The following is a 22,362-nucleotide window of genomic DNA, read 5'->3' on the forward strand; positions in this document are numbered from 1 at the left end:
GGTTACGGCAATGCAATCATCAAGTCTAGTTGCCAGATACTCGAAACATATACCATTTCTGTCTGCAAATGCGGCCCCTCGTCATAGGGATACACCACCCAAAGCGGCCCGCGTTCGCGTGGCGACATCAAGGCGCCATTATGGCGGTAGGCAATCATCGCTTGACTGCCTGGAACTTTCTCAGCGACAAAATCCACCAGATATTCATTCAGCGCGCTCAACTCCACCGTGCCCTTTTCCAGCCCCAGATGAGCGAACACATCCTGCAGCCAGACGCCGTCAAACCGCTGCACGCCATCTGTCCATATCGTGGTGGTGTCAAACCCCGCCTGTGGCATGGATGCCAGATCGCCCAGTGTTAACTGCCGCACTTCGCGTCCACTGCCATCCTCATAGCGCACCTCCAACACCTCCTTAGCGGCCTCATCCGCAGTCAGGGGGCGTGCCTCTTCGGCGGCGCTGGCAAATGCGCTGGCCAGACAACCAATCACCGCAATCACATATGCCTTCATTCGGGTGTCCTCCCAATCTCGTTTCTGTGCACAACTATAGGAAATCACCACAAACCCATACAAATCACATTGCTGAAATTGACTCGGCGCGTCCACCACCCTATCCATTTGGATAAGGATAATCAGAAAACCCCTGATGTAGACGCCGCGCTAGATATTGATTTTTGTACACTGCATAGCTTTCATTCCTTCGATCCCCGCCGTTAGTGACAGAAGTTACCGGTTGTAACCCGAACGGACCCAACGCAGGACTTTGCCTTATGGCCCGCATTCTGATTGCAGATGACCACGATCTGGTCCGCGAAACGCTCGCTGCGTTTATGAGGGATATGGGGCAGTTCACCGTTGATCAGGCTGCTGCGCTGCCAGAGGCCGTGAAACTGATCGAAGAAAACGCCGCCTATGATCTGATCTTGCTGGATTACACCATGCCCGGCATGACTCTGCCCGACGGGCTGACCCAGACGATGGGCATTGGCAAAGGGGCACCCGTTGCAATCATTTCCGGCACGGCATCCCCCTCAGTGGCCAAGGGCGCGCTGTCAGCCGGTGCTGCGGGGTTCCTGCCGAAAACCATGAATCCCGAAACCCTGTTGTCGGCGATTAAGCATCTGCTGCAAGGCGGGATCTACACACCGCAGACCTTTCTGGACACCCCATCCAAAACAGAGGCGCGTGTACACCTGACACCGCGTGAGCTGGACGTGCTGCGCGGCATTTGCGAAGGCAAGGCCAACAAGGAAATCGCCCGTGACCTTGATGTGCAGGAGGTAACGGTAAAGCTGCATGTGAAAACGCTCAGCCGAAAACTACAGGCCCGCAATCGCACCCATGCGGCGATGATCGGGCGCGATCAGAACCTGATCTGACCACTGCATTTACACCGATCCAACATAGAAAAAGGGCGCCCGGTCGGCGCCCTTTTCTATTGTCAACAAATCTCAGGAAACCGTCCGGGGTTCACAAGACAAAGCCTCATACCCCCCGAAGAGTGCCCATGGCTTAGCCGCGACGACGACGACGGCCACCGCGACCACCCGCTGCATCGTCACCGGGTGCTTTGTTGAATTTAATCCAGGCTGCACCACCTTCGTCGTTGTTGGTCAGGAAGTTGGCAGCGCGGATGGCCTCCATTTCCTTGCCAGCGCGCGGCTTGGTGGAGCCGATGCCGAAAGTCTGGCAGAAGGTTTCGTCATCCATGTCGGCGGGGATGATGATGCCTTTCGCTTCGATCTCGGCGCGTTTTTCAGCCAGCTTCTTGGGGCCAACAGGGATCGCAACCGGGTTCATGATCGCCGAAGTCATGCCAGTGGCCATCGCCATCGGCAGGAAGGCGTTGTTGATGCCGTGACGGTTCGGCAGACCAAACGAGATGTTCGAGGCACCACAGGTGGTGTTCACACCCAGTTCGTTGCGCAGACGGTAGTTCAGTTCAAACACCTGCAGGCCAGCGGTGCCCATGGCACCAACCGGCATCACCAGCGGATCAACCACGATGTCATGCGCGGGGATGCCGAAATCAGCGGCGCGCTCGACAATCTTTTTAGCAACAGCGAAACGCACTTCGGGATCTTCCGAGATGCCAGTGTCGTCGTTGGAGATTGCAACAACGGGAACGTTGTATTTGGCAACCAGCGGCAGAACCACTTCCAGACGCTCTTCTTCACCGGTGACAGAGTTCAACAGCGGACGACCTTTGGCGGCAGCCAGACCAGCCTCCAGCGCGCCAGGAACCGAGCTGTCGATGCACAGAGGGCAATCGGTCACTTCCTGCACTTTTTCCACCAGCTGACGCATCAGCTCGGGCTCCACGAAGTTGTTGTCCGCGTAACGGGGATCTTCGGCCATTTTGTTGGAGAAAACCGCGCCCGAGTTAATGTCCAGAACGGTGGCACCAGCGGCAACCTGTGCCAGTGCGTCGGCCTGCACGCGGGAAAAATCGCCGCGCTCCAGCTCTTCGTTCAGGATTTTACGACCCGTGGGGTTGATACGCTCGCCGATAACGGTGAACGGCTGATCAAAACCCATGATTGCGGTTTGGGTTGCAGATTCAATGATAGTACGGGTCATAATTAATCCTGTTGTGCAGCGGCGGGTTGTGCCGAGGCACCGCCATTTTCGATTGCCCAGTTGGCGTTGGTTTTGATGCCGCCAAGCGGGAAGAAGTGGACTTTTTCGATGTTAAAGTCTGGGTTCGCGGCCTTGTGTGCCGCCAGATCGGTCAGTACGTCGGTCGGCTCATGCGGCAACAGCAGCTTCGACACATCCTTGGCACGCTTTTGCAGAACTTTCAGCGACGGGCCAACGCCACAGGCAATGGCGAACTTGATCATGGTCTGCAATTTGGCAGGACCCGCGATACCGATGTGGATCGGCAGGTTCATACCGCGCTCTTTCAGTGCGTTTGCCCATTCAATCACCGGCTCTGCCTCAAAACAGAACTGGGTCGCCAGCGCCATCGAGGCGTCTGTGCGTTTGGAATATTCCTGTTTCCAGTCCAGCGCTGCGTAGGTATTGGCGCGACCGCCATTCGGGTCGATGTCCAGGTTCGGCTCGGGGTGGCCGGCGACGTGCAGGTTGGTGAAACCCGCTTTGTCGAACAGACCAGTATCCAAGAGCTGCATCGAGTCGGAGAAATCGCCATGCGGGTTGGCAACACCACCGGCCAGCAAAAGCGCCTGTTTTACGTCCGCTTCGCCCTGATACATGGAGATCCAGTTTTCCAGTGTCGCCTTGTCCTTGATGATGCGCGCGGGGAAGTGAGGCATCACATCATAGCCTTCGCCTTTGATGCGCTTGGCAGTGGCAACCATATCCTCGATCGGGGTGCCTTCGATGTGGGCGATATAGACGCGGGTGCCTTCGGGCAACAGCGCACGGAAATCTTCGACCTTGGCCGCGGTGCGCGGCATCACTTCGATCGAGTAGCCTTTCAGAAAGGCCTCAAGCTCGGGGTTCACAGGTTTGGTGCCCTGTGCCTCCTTTTTGCGGAAATTCAGCAATGCCATGACGGCCTCCCTAATATGTTGCGACCACGGGATCACCCGCGATCCCATCCTTCAGCTGCGATCAGCGCCTTAATGCGTTCCTGATCGTATTCTTCCTCCAGTCGCGCCACTTCGGCGGCGACAATCTCTGCCGGATCACCGGCCATCTCATAAGGTTCCGCCTTGCGCCACTCTGCCAGATAGGCGTCGGTGTCGCTGGCGCCGATCTTCATCGCAGCGCGGTCGATCGCCTGCTCAAAGCGTTCGGCCAGCGGCTTTTTGGCGCCACGGCGTCCTTTTCCAACGATGACCTGCGCCGGAATATCGCGCCAGTAAACGATCGTAACATCGGGCATATCAGTCGTATTCCTTTGTATGCGGGGTCAGTTTCGTTGCGCGGGGTTTGATTCCGCCTCGGTGTCTTACTTGCATAAACCAGCCGGTTTGCGACGTGGGGGCAGTTTTCGACATTCCGGTGCGGTCCAGCGACCTATCGTCATATTTACGACGTATAACACCACCGCTTGCGTCAGATCGCCGGACGCTCTACGCTGGGGCCAACTTGAAATGGAGGGCGTGATCATGGCGCCCAAGCGTCGCAGAGGTGCGGGCGCATTCCCCAAACCGGTTGAGAGCCCCGCGCCCAATCCGCCTGATTCAGCTGAGCTTTACGCAGCGCTGGATCTGGGCACCAATAGTTGCCGTATGTTGATTGCCCAACCCAAGGGCAGTCAATTTCATGTGGTGGACAGCTTTTCAAAATCGGTGCAACTGGGCGCCGGATTGGAAAGCACCGGACGGTTGAGCCGTGCCTCTATGGGGCGCACGGTACAGGCGCTTAGGATCTGTCAGCAGAAACTGAAACGCCACAAGGTGCGCCGGATGCGTCTGGTCGCAACAGAAGCCTGCCGCCGTGCCAAAAACGCCCGTGATTTTATCAGGCAGGTGCGTCGTGAAACGGGCCTGCAGCTGGAAATCATCCAGCCCGAAGAAGAGGCGCGTCTGGCCGTTATTTCCTGCGCGCCCTTGGTTAGTACCAAAACAGAACAGCTGTTGGTCGTCGATATCGGCGGCGGGTCTACTGAACTGGTGTGGATTGACCTGACAGCGGTGCCAAAACGCGACCGCCCGCGCGCGATCATGCGGCTGCATTCCGGTTTTCACACCGCAGACAGCCCGTTTCCTGCGGCCAAGGTGGTGGACTGGATTTCAGTCCCCTTGGGGGTCGCCACCCTGCGCGATCAGTTTCAGGATGTCGAAGACGATGCCGCCCGCTTTGCTCTGATGAGCTGGTTCTTTGAAGAGAATCTGGCTGAATTTGCCCCCTACGCCAACGAACAGGCGCGCGAGGGGTTTCAGATTGTCGGCACCTCCGGCACCGTGACCACAGTTGCGGCGTCACATCTGGGACTGAAACGCTATGACCGCACCAAGGTGGACGGGCTGCGCATGACCTCGGATCAGATCGACAAGGTGATCCACGGCTATCTGGAACTGGGCCCAAAGGGACGGCGTAACGATCCCCGCATTGGTCAGGACCGTCAGGCGCTGATCATGTCGGGATCTGCCATCCTGCAGGCGCTCCTGCGCTGCTGGCCCACCGACCGGCTGTCTGTGGCGGATCGTGGCCTGCGCGAGGGGTTGCTGTATGCGCAGATGAGTGCGGATGGTGTCTTGGAAGATGGGCCCTTCTGATAGGGACCGTTTCTGGCGTCATTTGTCAGGAAAAGACCCAATCGGGCTTGGCTTTTCGCTGAACATACGCCAAACCCGCGCAGACCTTGAAATTCTACGGTTCCGGCGTCGATGCGCCACTGTCCAGACCGTAATCGAACCGCCCAGAGGGTACAGAGATGGCCAAAAAACCCGGCAAGAAAAAATACGGCGTCGGCAAACCCGGTGCGAAGAAGAACACATCAGGCCGTGGTCAGCGTGATCTGACGGTGACGGTGAAAACCGCCCGTGGACGCAAGATTTCATCGACCCTCTGGCTGCAGCGCCAGCTAAACGACCCTTATGTGAAGCTCGCTCAGGCCGATGGCTACCGTGGGCGCGCCGCCTATAAGATCCTAGAGCTGGATGACAAATTCCGCTTCCTCGTGCCCGGTGCGCGGGTGGTGGACCTTGGCTGTGCGCCGGGCGGCTGGTGTCAAGTGGCTGTGCCCCGCATCAACGCGCTGGGTGAGAAAAAGGGCAAAGCTATCGGTCGCATCATCGGCGTCGACCTGCAAGAGGTGGAACCGATTGCGGGCGCAGAGGTCTATCAGCTGGACTTCATGGAAGATGATGCCGACCTGAAGGTGAAGGAATGGCTGGGCGGTCAGGCGGATGTGGTAATGTCGGATATGGCAGCAGCCTCCTCGGGCCACAAACAGACCGATCACCTGCGCATCATCGCCCTGTGTGAGGCGGCGGCCTATCTGGCCTTTGACGTTCTGGATCAAGGCGGCACCTTTGTGGCCAAGGTTCTGGCAGGTGGCGCCGAGGGTGAGCTTCAGAAGCTGTTGAAGAAGAAGTTCAAGAAGGTGGTGAACGTTAAACCGCCGGCATCGCGCGCTGACAGCTCAGAAAAGTTTGTGGTTGCGACCGGCTTTTATGGCCGTGACGGTGAACGCGATGATGATCCCAGCAATCCGCTGGGGTAACGCACCCGACACAACAAACCCGACACCCAACAAATCCTATCGACATAAAAAGGGGATGACTGCATGCCATCCCCTTTCCTGTGTTCACTGGCAGGAGCAAATCACGCGGGCTGACGGGTCGCGGCAATGACCACGTCGCGGATATTCACGTTCTGCGGCTGGGTATACATGAACAGCGCAGTGCGGGCGATGTCGTCTGCAACCAGAACGCCACCCATGTCCTCTTTCCATGCTTCATAGCCATCAATGATCTCTTGATCGGTGGTGTGGCCCAGCAGCTCGGTTTCCACTGCGCCGGGGCAGATGGTCATGACGCGCACACCATCACCAGACACTTCTTCGCGCAGGTTTTCACTGATCGAGGACACGGCAAACTTGGTGCCGACATAGGCTGCGTGGTTGGGAAAGCTCTTCTTGCCAGCGATGGAGCTGACGTTCAAAATAGTGCCTGTGCCGCGCGCCTTCATGCCGCTCAGAACCACTTGGGTCGCGTTCAGCAGCGCCAGTACGTTCACATCAAACATGTTCTGCCATTCGGCCGGATCTTGTGTGTCCAGCTGACCCAGTTGCATCAGGCCCGCGTTGTTGACCAACAGGTCGACAGGGCCATACGCCGCCTCTGCCTCTGCCACCGCGGCACGCAGGGCGGCAGTGTCGGTCACATCAACCGAACGGCACATGGCATTTTCCAGACCCAGCGCCTCAATCCGGTCCAGACGGCGGGCGATCAGCAACAGCGCGTGGCCCGCATCCGCAAAATGCTGCGCCATCGCTGCGCCAATACCGGAAGAGGCACCGGTGATCACAACAAGCGGTTTCAAAATATCAGCCATAAGGGAGGTCCTTTCATTTCCATTGCCCCTTATCTGGCGCGGATCGGGCAATCTGGGAATGACAGAACCTCTCAGAGAGTTGTCAAATCCTGTCAAACTCCCCCGGATGATGTGCCGCCCGCCTCTTGCGGCAGTTTCCCCTTCCCCCTAGGTAAGGGCGATGCAGACAGACCAAGACCAGATGCTAGAACAGCTGAAACAGATCTATGGCTTTGAGCCGGGCGCGGGCTATGTGGAAACCCACCTGCCTCAGGTGCGGTTTTTCTGGTCGACAGAACCGGTGCCACGGGCGCCTCTGATCTATAACGCCGGTCTGGTGTTGATCCTGCGTGGACACAAAACGGGCTATCTAAACGATCACACCTTTACCTATGATCCCGATCACTATTTGGCGCTATCGGTGCCAATGCCGTTTGACTGCAAAACAGATGCTTCTGCAGACGATCCCCTACTGGGTCTGTTCATTGATGTGTCGCGCAAAACACTACACGAACTGAATCGCGCCATGGGGGATCCCCGAACAGAGCCGGATCAGGCCACCAAGCTGGGCGTCACCCCTGCCCCGATGGACAGCGGCATGCGCAGCGCGATTGACAGGCTGATGGCGGTGCTGTGCGACAGTCAGGATGCCGCGATCCTTGGCCCCGGCATCCTGCGCGAAATCCTCTATCATGCGCTACAAGGTCCGCATGGATCAGCCCTGCGCGCGATCGGACAGGTGGACAGCCACTTTGACCGGATTGCCCGTTGCATCAGCCAGATCCGCGAACACTATGCAGAACCGATCAGTATTGACGACATGGCCCAGACTGCAGGTATGAGCAGTGCAGTCCTGCACCGTGCGTTCAAAAACGTGACCGGCGCGTCACCACACCAATATCTGACCGCCACCCGCCTGAACCGCGCCAAGGGCATGATCATCGCCGATGGCTTGCCCGTAGCCGAAGCTGCGCGTCAGGTCGGCTATGACAGTGCGGCGCATTTCAGCCGTGCGTTCCGCAAACATTTCGGTGTCAGTCCGCGCGACGCACGCGATGCCGGTTACAGCCCGATTGACATCTAACGCTGCCAAACGACACAGGGCGTCGTTTTTGCCCCTATCGCCCCCCTTCTGCCCCACCTGCAGCGCAGCAAATCCACTTTAGGGTGCGCAGCTTTGCATAAGAAATCAGCGATATAGCGCCGCGTTGCCTCCTGCGGGGCATTTCTTTTATCACACTCCAACGACTCAGATTAATCGACTGTTTTGATTTAATTTTAAAATGAAATCCGCATAATGAAACGTCATGCTGCACGGTCTTTTCATGCTGCCTCACAGCGTACCGTGGTGTACTTCGGCAAAAATTGCATTGCAGAGACACGACACAGTTATGATTTCCGTTTTTCGATCTAAAAGTGTCGTTTGTTGTCCTCCGCAGCAAAGGTCTTCGGAACTAAGTTCGGGCTGCAAGGTGCCGTTGGTCCGACATACTCGAATCAACGGAGAATTGGGAAGCTGGTGAAATTCCTGCACTGCCCCCGCAACGGTAACGAAGGCGTGGTGCTGCAAAAACCACTGGGACGAGGGTCCCGGGAAGGTGCAGCATTGGGCGAAAGCCCCTTCTAAGTCCGGAAACCAGCCTTGCATGTTAGTCAAACCGCGGGTGGCGGTGGAGGCTCTGTGTCCGGCGGCGACCCCTCGTCTGCGCCGGGACTGCCTCTGCTTGCCTTCTGCTCCAGCGAAGCGCCGCAGCATAAGCGGCACAGGAGGTAGCAATGCTCCAAGATAGCGAGATTCTGGCGAAGCTCATGCAGCGCCAAATGGGGTATTCCCTAGAACAGGACTTTTACACCGACGCCGGTGTGTTTGATCTGGACCTGCGTAGCGTCTTTTACCGTGAGTGGCTGTTTGCCATTCCCACCTGCGAAATCCCCAAGCCCGGCAACTATGTAACCCATAAGGTTGGCGACTACGGCGTGATTATCGTGCGTGGTCAGGACGGCGAAATTCGCGCTTTCCACAACGCTTGTCGCCACCGTGGCTCCGTTGTCTGCAAGGCCAAGAAGGGCACCGCACCGAAACTGGTCTGCCCCTACCACCAGTGGACCTATGAACTGGACGGCAGCCTCTTGTGGGCGCGGGATATGGGGCCCGACTTCGATGCCTCAAAACACGGGCTGCGCAGCGTACACTGCCGCGAGCTGGCCGGTCTGGTCTACATCTGTCTGGCCGCAGAGGCGCCCGATTTTGACGCCTTCGCTGCAATGGCAGAACCCTATCTGGCCCCTCATGATCTGGGCAACGCCAAGGTCGCTTACGAAAGCTCGATCATCGAGAACGGCAACTGGAAGCTGGTCTGGGAAAACAACCGCGAATGCTACCACTGTGCGGGCAACCACCCATCACTGTGCCGCACCTACCCCGAAGATCCTGCCGTCACCGGCGTCAGTGATGGCTCCACCCCGCCGGTGCTGCAACAACACTTCGACCGTGTTGAGGCAGGCGGCATACCGGCCCGTTTCCAAATCGATCAGGGGGGCCAGTTCCGCGTGGCGCGTATGCCGCTGCTGGACGGTGCCGTCAGCTACACGATGAACGGCAAAGAAGCTGTGACCAAGAAACTGGGTCGCGTGCCCTTCGCGGATGCCGGCCCGCTGCTGCAGTTCCATTACCCCACCACCTGGAACCATTTCCTGCCCGATCACTCGATCGTCTTCCGCGTGACACCGATCAGCCCGACGGAAACCGAAGTGACCACCAAATGGCTGGTGCATAAAGATGCCGAAGAGGGTGTGGATTACGACCTGCAGCGCCTCACTGAGGTGTGGATGCACACCAACGACGAAGACCGCATCGTGGTCGAGGACAACCAGCAGGGCATCAACTCGCCCGCCTATACCCCTGGCCCCTACTCACCCACCCATGAAAGCGGCGTGATTCAGTTTGTGGATTGGTATACCGCCCAGCTGACCCGCACCATGACGGGCCGCACCCTCGTTGCAGCGGAGTAACTGAGATGAAAGACATGAACGACCTCCCCGGGTCTGCGATCTGGAAAGACAGCGAATTGCTGGAATGCGTCTCGGTCGTACCAGAGGTGCCCCACACCGCCAGTTTCTCGTTCAAGGCGCCTTCGGGCGCGCTCTTCTCTTATGAAGCAGGTCAGTTCCTGACACTGGAAATTCCGGCGCCGGGCGAACCGGGGGGCGTGGTGCACCGCACCTACACCATTTCTTCCTCCCCTTCGCGCCCACGTATCGTCACCATCACCGCCAAGGCGCAGGCAGACAGCATCGGCACCCGCTGGATGCTGGACAACCTGCAACCGGGCATGACGCTGCGGGCTTTTGGCCCTGCCGGACTGTTCACCAATGCCGCCAGCAAGGCGGACAAGTTCCTGTTCATCTCTGCCGGGTCCGGCATCACCCCGATGATGTCGATGACCACCTGCATGTATGACGAAGGTCAGGATCTGGACATCGTCTTTATCAACTGTGCCAAACGCCCATCGGAGATCATCTTCCGCCAGCGTCTGGAACAGATGGCCAGCCGCGTTCCCGGCATCGACCTGAAGTTCGTGGTCGAAGAGCCCGACCGTTACAGCCCGTGGACCGGATATCAAGGTCAGTTCAACCAGCTGATGCTGGGCCTGATGGCACCAGACTATCTGGAGCGTGAGGTGTACTGCTGTGGCCCCGAACCGTTCATGGACGCGGTGCGCGAAGCATTGGCCGGTCTGGGCTTTGACATGGACAACTACAATCAGGAAAGCTTCGGTGCGCCAGTTCAGGAAGAGGCAGACCAGCCAGAACTAGACGACGTGGTTCTGGACGACGCGGCCAAAGCCACCATTCACTTCACCCAATCTGACGTTACCCATACCTGTAGTGAAACCGACACCGTTCTGGCCGCAGCCAAGGCAGCGGGCCTCAATATTCCATCGGGTTGTACTTTCGGCGTCTGCGGCACCTGCAAAGTCAAGAAAACTTCGGGTGACGTGCATATGGTCCACAACGGCGGCATCTCTGATGATGATGTCGAGGCAGGCTACATCCTTGCCTGCTGCTCGAACCCGATCGGTCAGATCGAGGTCGAGGTTTAAGTCATTCTCCCCGGCGGTACTCTCGCCGCCGGGGAGGTCACAGCGGTTCACCGCACCCATCCCAATAAGCGAAATTTTCCTTGCAACCACTAGGACGGACGATAGGGTTTGATTATCGTCTATAGGGAAAATTCTATGAAAAAGCTTTTCACTACACTCTGCGCACTGACCCTTACTGCAGGCGCAGCTGCCGCCGATATGTCCATCACCCTCGGCGGAGGCTGGGACGGCAAAAAAGTACCCGCTGGCCAGCAATGCACGCTCTTTGGCGGCAAAGGCAAAACCCCACCTATGGCCGTCAGTGGCCTGCCCACGGGCACTACATGGGTGATTGTTGAATACAATGACCGCGACTACCGGCCACTCTCCAAGGACGGCGGTCACGGGGTCATTGGCTATCCCGTCAAAGGATCAAACGCTGATCTCTACGCCGTGCCCGGTCTGGTCGGTAAACTGCCCGGCAAGGCCAAAGTGATTTCCGCCGCGCGTGGAACCGGCAAGTACAAGTCCGAAGGTTACATGCCCCCGTGCTCTGGCGGCAAACGAAACCGCTATTTCGCGATCGTAAAAGCCGTGTCCGCGGACGGTAAGGTTCTGGAAAAAAAGCGCGTGAACATCGGGCGCTATTGAGCGTCAGAACCAAAATCTCTCGCGGCGATTCTGCCGCGGGAGCATGACACTGAACGGACAGAAAAGCGAAGGTCCGGAATTCCCTACAGAAAAAATCAACTATTGACGCTGATAATTTTAGTCAGGTATCTAGGGGCAGCCACAATGGACCCCGACTATGATTATTTGCAGCTGCCAAGTCATCAGTGACACCGACGTACACAACGCCATCGACTGGATGCGCGCGTCGGACGCCAGCACCATCATCACCCCCGGAAAAATCTACCATGCCCTTGGTAAATCACCTGATTGCGGGGGTTGTATGAAATTGTTTATTGCCTCTATGCGTACAAACCCTAATCTAGAAGTCCCAGCAGAGTTGCGTAGCTTGCGCAACCAGCAAGACAGAAGGAGTATGGGAAATGAAAGGCGACAAGAAGGTTATTGAATACCTCAACACTGCACTAAAACACGAGCTGACCGCCGTGAACCAGTTTTGGTTGCATTATCGCCTGCAGGCCGACTGGGGAATCACCAAACTGGCCAAAAAGATGCGCGAAGAAAGCATCGAAGAGATGGAACATGCCGATAAGATTATTGATCGGATCATCTTTCTTGAAGGCATGCCCAACCTGCAATCCCTGAACCCGCTGAAAATCGGCCAGACCGTACGCGAAACGCTGACCTGTGATCTGGAGGTCGAGCTGGAGGCAGTCGCGCTCTATGCAGAAGCGCGCAAATACTGTCATGAGGTGGGCGATTACGCCTCCATGCGCCTGTTCGAAGACCTGATCATGGACGAACAGGGTCACGTTGATTTCCTTGAGACCCAAATTGGCCTGCTGGATGACATCGGCGCAGCGAACTACAACAAACTGAACGCTGACTCTGCCGACGCAGCAGAGTAATTTATGCGATGTTCCTCCTTGCCGCGAGGCGCATCGCACACCGCAACAAAAAGGCCCCCAGCATCGCTGGGAGCCTTTGATATATCCTGACCCGGTGCGCGCTGCTTTATAAATAAAGCGTTAAGTCCGGTATGACTCTGACCATTATCCGCGCAATACTCATCAGGATCATGAAGAGCTGCGCGAACAGCCGTCCCCCCCCTGTCTGCCGCTATTCCTCTTCGCCGCAGTGGGGCCCGGAGTAAATTCGGGCAATCCAAAGCGCCGAAGTAATATTTCTTCAGGCTTGCGCAACGTCTTTTAAGTATCTGCGTAATCGTGAAAACATCACTTCTCAACCATCTGATCAGAAACCCCAGATGCCCCTTAAAGACACTCTGTTGCGGATCAAAAAGGCAGCACTCAGGCGGATCAACCTAACAGTTCTGAACGAATACAACTGTAAATTCGGGACTCGCCATCATGTAGGCAGACATGCCATTCACACCCTGACCAACATGAACTGTGCACGACATGCACTTGATAAAAAACAAAAAAGCCCGCCACAAGGGCAGGCTTTTATGGCGGACAGGAAGGGATTCGAACCCTCGAGACGGTTCCCCGCCTACACACTTTCCAGGCGTGCGCCTTCGACCACTCGGCCACCTGTCCGAGGCTGGGTCTATAAAAAGCCCCGACAGGCCGCAAGCCCAAAAGTGAAGAATATTGCGTCGATGTGAAATTTTTCTGCTCACACAAGTTGCACGTTACAGTGAGGGGGATCGTTTTATGCAATCTGCCAATGCAGAATAAGCGTCCGACTGTTGTAACCCGAGGTCACATCGAACATAGTCTCGACGCAAGACGCTCTGAAAGCTGCGAAATGAACCAAAGTCCTCACCGCCCTCCAGCCCCCCGACCGGTTGAAACCGGTCGAATGAAACCCAGCCAGATGGAACGTGCCCAGACAGCGGCGCTGATCATCATCGCGCTGGCGGTGGTGTTGTTCCTACTGGTGCAGGCGCGGTTTTTGCTCATCTCGCTAGCGACGGCGATCATTCTGTTTTCGCTGACCAGCGACGCGATCAACTTCATCGCCCGCCAACGGATCGGCCCCTTTCGCATTCCAAATGTTCTGGCTTCTATCACGGCCTTGCTGCTGATTTCGGCGGGAATGCTGACGCTGACCTCGATCATCCTCAGCCAGATTAACACCGTGTTGACGCTGTCCCTGACCTATGCTGCCCGCCTGCCCCATGCGGTGGCGGCCATGTTTGCCTGGCTGGGCGAGGATGTGCAGACCTCTGTTTTTAACACGGTCAGTTCGATTGATGTGGCCAGCTACGTGAGCACCGCCGCCGGCGGCGCAGGCAACCTGATGTCGGCCACCGTGCTGGTGATCCTTTTTGTTGGCTTCCTCTTTGCAGAACGGATCTGGTTTTCCACCAAGCTGGTGGCGCTGGCAGGCAATGAGGAGCAGGCTGAACGGGTCAGCCGCATCATCGCGACGATCATTCACCGCGTGAACTACTACCTGCTGGTCAAGACAGGCGTCAGTGCCATCACCGGGATTATGGTCTGGGCGGTTGCCAGCTTCTTCCAGTTGGATCTGGCGGTGGCGCTGGGGATCCTGACCTTTGTGCTGAACTACATTCCCAACATCGGGTCGATCGTGGCTACGGTGCTGGTGGCACTGGTGTCCTTTGTCGAAGTTGGTGAATCCGGCCAGACAGCGGCGATTTTCGTCATTGTCGCCATCATTCAGTTCATCAACGGATCGGTCATAGACCCGATGCTCATGGGCCGCGCGCTGCGGCTGTCGTCTTTTGGGATTATCATTAACCTCGCCTTCTGGGGCGCGGTTTGGGGAGTGCCGGGAATGTTCCTGTCAGTGCCGATCATGGTGGCAATGATGATCATCTTCTCGCAGATCCCCGAACTGCGGTCGCTGGCAATTCTATTGTCACGCGAAGGCCTGCCAGAAGCGGAAGAAGCCGCTGCAGAACCGCAGCGTGCGGCACCGCGCACGTTGGAGCATGAGGCGCCCAAACAACAATCGCAGGAAGAAGACACCGCCGCCTGAAGACCCACTGAGACGCCTAAGCCGTCAGTTGTCCAGATGCACGTAAACGCGGCGGTTTTGCTTACCCTTCTTTTCGATCTTGCCCAGACGCAGACGGCCGATTTCGCTGCTGCGCGCCACATGGGTGCCACCGCAGGGCTGCAGATCCACCTGATCGCTCTCTGTTCCAATGCGGACCAGACGCACCCGTCCCTGCCCCATCGGCGGCATCACTGACATAGTTTTCACCAGCGATGGATTGGCTGCCAGCTCTTCATCGCTGATCCAGTCTTCGGTCACCTCCAGATCACGGTCGATCAGCGCATTCAGCGCCTCCTCGATCGCGTCGCGATCCTGCGGCGCCTCAGGCATATCGAAATCCAGACGCCCCTTGTCCACCCCGATACTGCCACCGCTGACCGGCAGCGGGATCACCACAGACAACAGGTGCAGCGCGGTGTGCACCCGCATGTGACGGTGACGACGATTCCAGTCCAAATGCTGTTCCACCCGCGTGCCTACAGCTGGCAGCGCGGTGGGTTCTGCGGGCACCAGAATGACGCTGCCTGCCTCCCCCTTGACGGCGGTGGCGATCTGCATCTCTGCGCCGGACCAGGTGATCCGACCACTGTCGCCGGGTTGACCGCCGCCGGTGGGGTAAAACACCGTAGCATCCAGAACGATTCCACCTTCGGGCGTCAGCGCAATCACCTCTGCCTCTGCGTCGCGCAGGTAGGCATCTTTACGAAACAGGGGGTTAGTCGTCTCTGTCAATGTTACGCTCCTCGACACTGGGGGCCTCTTGGGGTTGGCTGGCTTTGGCTTGGCTGTCTTGAGGCTGCAGCGCCTCAGGGTTGCGCAGCCAGATATCACGCTGTGCAAAGGGAATTTCTATCCCCTCAGCCGTGAACCGTTCGGCAATCGCGTGGTTCATGTCACTGCGCACGGACAACATCCAGTTCACATCGCGCAGAATGGCGCGGATCTCAAAGTCCAGCGCATCTGCGCCAAAGCCCTGAAACAGCACCGCAGGGGCAGGATTGGCCAGAACCATTGGATGGGCCTCTGCTACGTCGCTCAGGATCTTTTCGACCTTACGTGTATCTGTACCATAGGCGACGCCAACACTGACAATCAGGCGGCCAACCGTATTGCCGCGCGTGTAGTTGGTGACCGTGCCACTGACCAGATCAGCGTTGGGGACAATCACATCTGTGCGGTCAAAGGTTTCGATCCGCGTGGCACGAACAGAAATATCGCGCACATAGCCCATCTGACCGCCCACCTCGATCCAGTCGCCTTCGGAAATAGGGCGTTCGACCAACAAAATGATACCAGAGACAAAATTCGACACAATGGTCTGCAAGCCAAACCCGATGCCCACCGACAGCGCACCCGCGACAATCGCAATGGACGACAGGTTCAGGCCCGCGCCTGTGATCGCCACCAGCGCGGCAATCGTGATGCCCAGATAACCAACGCCCGACACCACCGCGGTCTGACCGCCCTGATCCAACCGGGTTTTCGGCAGGACAGAGGTTTTCAATGCGCCCTGCACCATGCGGGTAATCACATAACCGATGGCAAACAGCATGGCGAAGGCGATGAAATCACGCGGCGAAATACGGGTGTCGCCCAGCGTGATGCCAGCCATGAACTGGCCCCACATTTCGGTCAGGTCGGTGACACGCATGCCCCAGATCAGCGCCAGAACCGGTAGGGCCAGAACCGCCAGCGCAACGCCGACCAATGCGGGCACCAGTGCCTCTTCGGGGTCATCGCGGGTGCTGAACAGCGCGTAGATCATTGTGCCCAGATGCTGAGTGGCGAACAACGCCGCCAGCAGTCCAACGGTGTAGATCGCGGGGTAAATCAGCGCCTCTGCCGCATTACGATAGCCGATTGCGGCCAAGAGCGGCGCAAGGACCGCCACCACCATCGCACCGCGCGCCAGAAGGACCACCGCGCGCAGGCGCAGTGGCGCAGCCTCATCTGTATCCAGTGCCAGCAAGCCGGGCATTACCAGCGCCCGCACCAGACGCCCCAGCCGCATCAAAGCCAGCGAGCTAAGAACCATCAGCGGGAAGGAGAGCAGCACGCCTGCCACCTCATCCAGACCGCTCAGCGCTTCAAAATCCGCACCGATCTGCGCCAGAACCACGGCTCCCGCCAACCCACCACCAATGCGGCGCAGTGACCCACGACGGCTGGCATCAACCTCAAACACTGCAGGCGCGGGCGGATCGGCAAACAGCTTGTCACACAGCCACACAACAATCAGCAGCGTGCCGCCCCAAAGGGGCACCTGTGCCACCAGCGCCTCACCGCGCAGCCCCAGAAGGCCACTGACCAACAGCGCCTGCGTGAGCAGGATCAAACCGATTAACGGCAGGATCACCTTGCTGAGCGACACGAGGAAGGTCAAAATCTCGGTGCTGGCGATGACACGCGGCGTGACTTGATCGCGCTGCAGATAGGTCCGCAGCCGCGCCATCGCCTCTGCCGCCCAGCCACGCCCACGCGCCAGCAAAATCAGACCCAGCAGACCCAGCGGAATAATAGCCAAGAGGTTCTGACGAAACTGGAACAGACGCAATTCGTTGCCAAGATTGATCCGCACCTCTTGCAACGGGACGGCAACAGCATCTTTCAACTCTGCCAGACCTTCCCCCCAATCGACAGGGTTCAGCGGACTAGGGCCAATGGCGACCAGCGCGTCGGCCTGACGATTACGCAGTTCTGTATCGATTTCAGCAATCAGGCCAGAGGCGCGGCTGGCAGCACTTTCGGCAGCCACAACCGGCGCCCTCAATTGCGCCAGACGGTCGGTCAGATCCTTGCGCTGCGCGCTGATTTCAGCGCTTTCGCTGCCATCTTCGGGCATCGGGCCCAGAACTGCCAACTGGCTTTGCAAATTGGCGATCCGCTGCCCGTGACTGCCCTGTGCCTTGACGAACACCTCGCGCCAATCGACCAGTTCGGCCCGCAACCCATCCAACACCCGATCCGAAGCGCGCCCCGCCTCCAGCGCCAACTCGGCACGCCGAGCGGTGCTTTGCCAATCCTGATTTTCCGCCTCTGACAGGGTCAGGGCCCCAACACCCTGTGCCTGCACCACACTGGGCGCAGAAAACAGCGTCACGGCAAACAGGAGGGCCACAAAAAACAGCCCCCCCGCGATACGCCCGAACCAAGAGGTGCGGGCCGGCGTTCCATAGCGGGGGGGCTGTGTCATATACATCAAGCGGGTATCGCTCTGACCGATTTACGGGTTTTCAAACACCGCAGGGGGTGTCGGCAGCTCCTGCGTGAGCCATTCAGGCTGCGGCAGACCCTTTTCGGCCAAAAACTCTGGGTTAAACAGTTTCGACTGATAGCGGGTGCCATAGTCGCACAGGATGGTCACGATGGTGTGGCCGGGGCCTATATCCTTGGCCATGCGCATCGCACCGGCGATGTTTACCGCCGAGGATCCGCCCAGACACAGGCCTTCGTCCTGCAGCAGATCAAAGACCAGAGGCAGCGCCTCTTCATCAGGGATCTGGTAATTCATATCGGGGGTGAAGCCGTCAAGGTTGGCGGTGATCCGCCCCTGCCCGATGCCTTCGGTGATCGAGGTGCCAGTGGAGGCAAATTCACCGTGCGCATAGTAGCTGTAAAGCGCAGCCCCCATCGGATCAGCCAAACCGATTTTCACGCCCTTCGGCTGCAGCGCCATGCCAACACCTGCCAGCGTGCCGCCAGACCCAACAGCGCAGATAAAGCCGTCAACCTTGCCACCCGTTTGGTCCCAAATCTCAGGGCCGGTGGTTTCCACGTGGGCCTGACGGTTGGCGACGTTGTCAAACTGGTTGGCCCAGATCACACCGTTTTCCTCTGTCTCGGCCAATGCTTTGGCCAGACGTTCGGAATAGCGCACGTAGTTGTTTGGGTTTTTGTAGGGTGCGGCGGGCACCTCTACCAGTTGAGCGCCAGCCAGACGGATCATGTCCTTCTTTTCCTGACTTTGAGTTTCGGGGATCACGATCACGGTCTTGAACCCCATCGACGCGCCAACCAGCGCCAGACCAATGCCAGTGTTGCCGGCAGTGCCCTCAACAATGGTGCCCCCCGGTTTCAGCTGCCCCTTGGCGATCGCATCCTTGATGATGTAGAGCGCGGCGCGATCCTTAACCGATTGACCGGGGTTCAGAAATTCGGCCTTGCCCAGAATTTCACAACCGGTTGCCTCACTGGCCGCTTTCAGGCGGATCAGGGGGGTTTTGCCAATGGCGTCAGCCAGATCGCGTGCGATGCGCATAATTATCGTTCCTCATCAGGTTTGACGGAAACTTATGCGGCAATGCCGCGATGCTCAAGCACCTCTGCGCAAGCTTTCACGATTTCGTGCCAGCCAATGCAGCGCCAGGGCCAGTGGCCCCACCCGAATATCGCCGCGATCCAGCATCGCCATCACCGTAGCAAATCCAAAGACATGCCCCTTGATGTCCTCATGTTCTCCGTCCACACCGCCAAGACGCGCCGCCTCATCCGGCAGATCAGCAAGGCCGAGGTAGGTGTAGAAAAACTCTGACGACGCACCGGGTGACGGATAGCCCTGATGGATCTCCTGCAAATCGGTTAGCGTCAGGCCCGCCTCTTCCTGCGCCTCACGCCGCGCGGCCTCCTCTGGTGCCTCGCCGGGGTCAACGCGACCTGCAATCGGCTCCAGCTGCCATGGCCCATGATCACCGCGCGCCAAGGGCCCCATGCGCACCTGTTCGACGAGCAGCACCCGATCGCGCACAGGATCATAGGGCAACACCAGCGCCGCATCACCAGACATAAAGATCGCGCGATCCACTTCGGCACTCAACGAACCGTCAAAACGACGAAAACGCAGGTGGCGCTCCTCCATCGCGAAGAAGTTGGCGTAGGGAATTGAAATATCGCGACTTTCAACATGCGCACGGCGCATTCCGCTGGGCCCCAAAACAGGCGTTTCCCGCTGAGCGGCAACAAAAGCGGCGGCGCGCACATGGATCATACCGTAGATCGCGCCCACCTCTGCCGCGGTTTTGCAAGGCTGGTGACGCATCACCTCAACCGCCGCGCGGGTGTTGATATCACCCCACTTGGGCGCCCAATCTTCCAGCCGGAACACTGCCCCCGGTGCGTGACCGCTTTCCGGCGGCCAAAACATCTGCACCCGACGTGACACCCCATCCTCCACGACCTCAGTCCAGATTAGGTCAAAATTGAAAACCTCTTCGTAGTACACCAGCCGCGCCACATCCGCATCACTCAATCCGCGCGCCAGCAGGCCCACCGCCTGCTGTCCCTCTGCCTTAACCAACAACGGAAAGGCATGCCCTGTCGCCCAATGGATCTGGTGATCAGGAAATGCCGCCTCACTCAGACTGATGCCAGAAAGGTCGTGGCCAATCACAGTTTCAAGCAGCGGCACATGGCACAGGGTGCCAAAGAAAAACAGATCCGGCATTTGGGGCATATCCTATTGAAGAAAAGAGGAAAGTTATCTCCAACGGCTATGGGCCATACCCACGATAAAGGCAATCAAAACCGTTCCGATGATCAGTGGGCCAATCACCGTCGGGTGCAAAAGAATGGCACCATATTCCGCAATGATGCGAAAAACATCTTCAAGCGCTTTCAGAGGGTTAGAATAGCGCAATCGCATCGACAGACGTAGCATCTCATTCACAGCCTGTGCCAGTATGGCAATGCTGGCCAGTGAAAACGCCGCTGTCAGCCCGCGTGACAAGGGCGCCAGAGGGTTGGCTTCGTCCTGCCCATCTTTGGGCACCAGCATCGCCCACCCCACATAGCCACCAAGCGCCAGATTTACGTGATTGAACCAGCCAAATACCGTGCTTTCCGGCATCAAGGGCCGCACCATGTCAGATACAAACCATCCCAAGGCGCCCATCAGGATGGCACCGATCACCCGCGCTGTCGTTAAACTCATCTGCTCGCCCTTCGTTTTTTAGCAGGACCATGCAGCTATATTGATGTTATTTTCGCCGCAACGAACGCGGTTTTGCGCCCGCAGAGGGTGCTTTTGCACCACTTTGCCCTCCCCCAAAGGTGACAAGAAACGCGAGGCGGATCAAGTCCACGTCGCCCATCATCGTGTGAAAGCCTTGCTCAGACCTTTTCAGGCTGCGTTGCTTTAAATGCCTCCAAAGCCGCAAGCGCTGCGGTCCGCCCCTGCGCCAGCGGCACGATAGGGTTCAGTGGGCGTGAGGCTTTCCAGGACAAGGGCATCGCCTCTTCAAACCCGCTTCCCGTGCCCAGCCAATGCCGGCAGTAGGCGTTCTGTGCATCGAATTTCTGCTGTTGAGTGTCGGGATTGAAAATTCGGAAATAGGGTGCCGCATCCGGGCCGCAGCCAGCGACCCACTGCCACCCCATCGCATTAGACGCTGCATCCCAATCAACCAGCGTGTCGGCAAACCACTGCTGCCCCAACCGCCAATGCATACGCAAATGTTTGGTGAGATAAGAGGCCACGATCATCCGAACCCGATTGTGCATCCGCCCCGTGGTGTACAATTCGCGCATGCCTGCATCGACCAGATCAACGCCCGTGCGCCCCTGCTGCCAAGCGATCAGATGAGGGTGATCAGCCGCTGTGTCCCAGTTGAAGCGATCCCATTCCTGCCGCCAGCACCCAGTCTGGATGTGCGGATCATGGTAGGTCAAGTGCCAGGCAAAATCGCGCCACGCCAACTCCTTCAGGAACTTCTCAGCCTCGCCATTTGGGTAGCGCAGCCATGTCTGATGCCAAATCTGGCGCGCAGAAATCTCGCCATAGGCCAGTGGTTCACTAAGGTTCGAGGTGACAGCGCGCGCCGGAAAATCACGGTCCTTGGCATAATCCGGCAGCGCAGTTTCCAGAAACCTATCCAATCGCGCCTGCGCCGCCTCTTCACCCAAGGAGAGATGGAGCGCCACAACGTCTGCGCCGCGCCCCATATCGTGGCCAAAGCCCCAACTTGCCAAAGTTTCCGACGCAGGCCATTCATCAGGCGCGCGCAGAACCTGCGGCGCCGCAATCGGTGCAGGAATATCGTGCACAGAAAGCGCCCGCCAGAACGGCGAATAAACCTTAAAATGACCGCCCGTTTTGGTGGAAGTTTTCCACGGCTCCAGCAAGAGATTGCCAGAAAAACTCCGCACATCGATGCCTGCGGCGGCAAACTGCGCCTTAACCTCGCTGTCCCGTTCGATACTTTCGGGGTCATAAGCACGGTTCCAATAAAGAGACGTGGCACCGGTTTCCGTCATCAACGCCCGCAGCACGTCGAATACAGGCCCACTGCGCAGGATCACCCGGCTGCCCAGACTCTGTAATTGTTTTTGAAACTTCTTGAGCCCCAGCCCAAAGCGCCACTTCGGCGCAGCGCCCAGCGCGTCAAACAGAGGATCACGGACAATTACGGCAATCACAGGACGGCCGGTTTCAGCTGCGGCCACGACAGCAGGATTGTCACCCAGACGCAAATCACGCCGCAGCCACACAATAACGGGAGCCGCACAAGACGCAGCAGGGATAGCGGAACCAGACAAACAAAACGCCTTTCTTTGCCCCGAATACGCAGCCTGCCACGATTTGGATCACCGTGTTCGGAACGCTTTCTGAATAAAGTACTCTCAAACCTCTTTCAACAAACGCGTTGCAGGTCAGGGCCTTGACCTCAATCCCGCTACGCCGCGACCTCACCCAGCGTAGCGGATTGTTA

20 protein-coding genes, 1 tRNA gene and 1 riboswitch are annotated in these 22,362 nt (G+C 57.9%); of the genes, 9 read left to right on the forward strand and 12 right to left on the reverse strand.

Features of this window, described 5'->3' with window-relative positions; all coding sequences use genetic code 11:
- Positions 1 to 2: 2 nt before the first annotated feature.
- A complete protein-coding gene (locus tag MHM86_RS03660; protein ID WP_239195937.1) occupies positions 3 to 512 on the reverse strand; it encodes an oxidoreductase in 510 nt (169 codons plus the stop codon).
- Positions 513 to 772: 260 nt separating this feature from the next.
- On the opposite strand from MHM86_RS03660, the gene MHM86_RS03665 reads away from it, so the two are divergent.
- The gene (locus MHM86_RS03665) at positions 773 to 1,381 is read left to right on the forward strand and encodes a response regulator transcription factor (RefSeq protein ID WP_239195947.1); all 609 of its coding nucleotides are present in this window, start codon (positions 773 to 775) and stop codon (positions 1,379 to 1,381) included.
- A 133-nt stretch (positions 1,382 to 1,514) separates the two neighbouring features.
- Here MHM86_RS03665 and MHM86_RS03670 read toward each other — a convergent pair whose 3' ends face one another.
- Genes MHM86_RS03670 through MHM86_RS03680 form a run of 3 tightly spaced genes read right to left on the reverse strand, consistent with a single transcriptional unit; the run spans position 1,515 to position 3,855 of the window.
- Entirely contained in the window at positions 1,515 to 2,582 is a 1,068-nt protein-coding gene (locus MHM86_RS03670) for a dihydropteroate synthase (RefSeq protein ID WP_239195949.1), read from the reverse strand.
- Positions 2,583 to 2,584: 2 nt separating this feature from the next.
- Complete coding sequence (locus tag MHM86_RS03675; protein ID WP_239195951.1) at positions 2,585 to 3,520, reverse strand: methylenetetrahydrofolate reductase; 936 nt, start codon at positions 3,518 to 3,520, stop codon at positions 2,585 to 2,587.
- A 32-nt stretch (positions 3,521 to 3,552) separates the two neighbouring features.
- A complete protein-coding gene (locus MHM86_RS03680; RefSeq protein ID WP_058317466.1) occupies positions 3,553 to 3,855 on the reverse strand; it encodes a virulence factor in 303 nt (100 codons plus the stop codon).
- A 226-nt stretch (positions 3,856 to 4,081) separates the two neighbouring features.
- On the opposite strand from MHM86_RS03680, the gene MHM86_RS03685 reads away from it, so the two are divergent.
- Both MHM86_RS03685 and MHM86_RS03690 read left to right on the forward strand, forming a co-directional pair.
- Positions 4,082 to 5,194, forward strand: coding sequence for a Ppx/GppA phosphatase family protein (locus MHM86_RS03685; protein WP_058317559.1), 1,113 nt, complete (start codon positions 4,082 to 4,084; stop codon positions 5,192 to 5,194).
- Positions 5,195 to 5,352: 158 nt separating this feature from the next.
- Positions 5,353 to 6,144 carry an RlmE family RNA methyltransferase gene (locus MHM86_RS03690; protein WP_239195953.1) on the forward strand — a complete coding sequence of 264 codons (792 nt, stop codon included), beginning with the start codon at positions 5,353 to 5,355 and terminating at the stop codon, positions 6,142 to 6,144.
- Between the two features lie 101 nt (positions 6,145 to 6,245).
- Here the strand turns inward: MHM86_RS03690 and MHM86_RS03695 are convergent, their stop codons facing one another.
- Entirely contained in the window at positions 6,246 to 6,977 is a 732-nt protein-coding gene (locus tag MHM86_RS03695) for an SDR family oxidoreductase (RefSeq protein WP_239195955.1), read from the reverse strand.
- 160 nt (positions 6,978 to 7,137) lie between these two features.
- Between MHM86_RS03695 and MHM86_RS03700 the strand changes: the two genes are divergently transcribed.
- The 5 genes from MHM86_RS03700 (at position 7,138) to bfr (ending at position 12,576) form a co-directional block, all read left to right on the forward strand.
- The gene (locus MHM86_RS03700; protein WP_239195958.1) at positions 7,138 to 8,040 is read left to right on the forward strand and encodes an AraC family transcriptional regulator; all 903 of its coding nucleotides are present in this window, start codon (positions 7,138 to 7,140) and stop codon (positions 8,038 to 8,040) included.
- A 369-nt stretch (positions 8,041 to 8,409) separates the two neighbouring features.
- Positions 8,410 to 8,616: riboswitch (cobalamin riboswitch) on the forward strand.
- 116 nt (positions 8,617 to 8,732) lie between these two features.
- Entirely contained in the window at positions 8,733 to 9,968 is a 1,236-nt protein-coding gene (locus MHM86_RS03705) for an SRPBCC family protein (protein ID WP_239195961.1), read from the forward strand.
- Between the two features lie 14 nt (positions 9,969 to 9,982).
- Positions 9,983 to 11,059, forward strand: coding sequence for a hybrid-cluster NAD(P)-dependent oxidoreductase (locus MHM86_RS03710; protein ID WP_239195963.1), 1,077 nt, complete (start codon positions 9,983 to 9,985; stop codon positions 11,057 to 11,059).
- 135 nt (positions 11,060 to 11,194) lie between these two features.
- Positions 11,195 to 11,689, forward strand: coding sequence for a hypothetical protein (locus MHM86_RS03715; RefSeq protein ID WP_239195965.1), 495 nt, complete (start codon positions 11,195 to 11,197; stop codon positions 11,687 to 11,689).
- A 401-nt stretch (positions 11,690 to 12,090) separates the two neighbouring features.
- A complete protein-coding gene (gene bfr, locus MHM86_RS03725) occupies positions 12,091 to 12,576 on the forward strand; it encodes a bacterioferritin (protein ID WP_239195969.1) in 486 nt (161 codons plus the stop codon).
- Between the two features lie 561 nt (positions 12,577 to 13,137).
- On the opposite strand, the gene MHM86_RS03730 is transcribed toward bfr, so the two are convergent.
- A tRNA-Ser gene (locus tag MHM86_RS03730) sits at positions 13,138 to 13,227 on the reverse strand.
- A 265-nt stretch (positions 13,228 to 13,492) separates the two neighbouring features.
- On the opposite strand from MHM86_RS03730, the gene MHM86_RS03735 reads away from it, so the two are divergent.
- A complete protein-coding gene (locus tag MHM86_RS03735; RefSeq protein ID WP_239196897.1) occupies positions 13,493 to 14,638 on the forward strand; it encodes an AI-2E family transporter in 1,146 nt (381 codons plus the stop codon).
- A gap of 24 nt (positions 14,639 to 14,662) precedes the next feature.
- On the opposite strand, the gene MHM86_RS03740 is transcribed toward MHM86_RS03735, so the two are convergent.
- The 6 genes from MHM86_RS03740 to MHM86_RS03765 all read right to left on the reverse strand — a co-directional run bounded on the left by MHM86_RS03740 (position 14,663) and on the right by MHM86_RS03765 (position 22,189).
- Entirely contained in the window at positions 14,663 to 15,391 is a 729-nt protein-coding gene (locus tag MHM86_RS03740; RefSeq protein WP_239195971.1) for an alanyl-tRNA editing protein, read from the reverse strand.
- Positions 15,375 to 17,852 (reverse strand): DUF3772 domain-containing protein, encoded by a 2,478-nt coding sequence (locus tag MHM86_RS03745; protein ID WP_239195973.1) that lies wholly within the window; start codon positions 17,850 to 17,852, stop codon positions 15,375 to 15,377. The genes MHM86_RS03740 and MHM86_RS03745 overlap by 17 nt, the downstream gene beginning before the upstream one ends.
- Before the next feature lie 30 nt (positions 17,853 to 17,882).
- The gene (locus tag MHM86_RS03750) at positions 17,883 to 18,917 is read right to left on the reverse strand and encodes a cysteine synthase A (protein ID WP_239195976.1); all 1,035 of its coding nucleotides are present in this window, start codon (positions 18,915 to 18,917) and stop codon (positions 17,883 to 17,885) included.
- A 54-nt stretch (positions 18,918 to 18,971) separates the two neighbouring features.
- On the reverse strand, positions 18,972 to 20,099 hold the full coding sequence (locus MHM86_RS03755) for an NUDIX domain-containing protein (RefSeq protein WP_239195979.1): 1,128 nt from the start codon (positions 20,097 to 20,099) through the stop codon (positions 18,972 to 18,974).
- Between the two features lie 33 nt (positions 20,100 to 20,132).
- Complete coding sequence (locus tag MHM86_RS03760) at positions 20,133 to 20,585, reverse strand: TrgA family protein (protein WP_239195982.1); 453 nt, start codon at positions 20,583 to 20,585, stop codon at positions 20,133 to 20,135.
- 179 nt (positions 20,586 to 20,764) lie between these two features.
- Positions 20,765 to 22,189: a deoxyribodipyrimidine photo-lyase gene (locus tag MHM86_RS03765; protein ID WP_239195984.1), complete on the reverse strand. Its 1,425-nt coding sequence runs from the start codon at positions 22,187 to 22,189 to the stop codon at positions 20,765 to 20,767.
- Positions 22,190 to 22,362: the final 173 nt, after the last annotated feature.

The sequence above is a fragment of the Thalassobius sp. Cn5-15 genome (assembly GCF_022347685.1).
GTDB lineage: Bacteria > Pseudomonadota > Alphaproteobacteria > Rhodobacterales > Rhodobacteraceae > Thalassobius.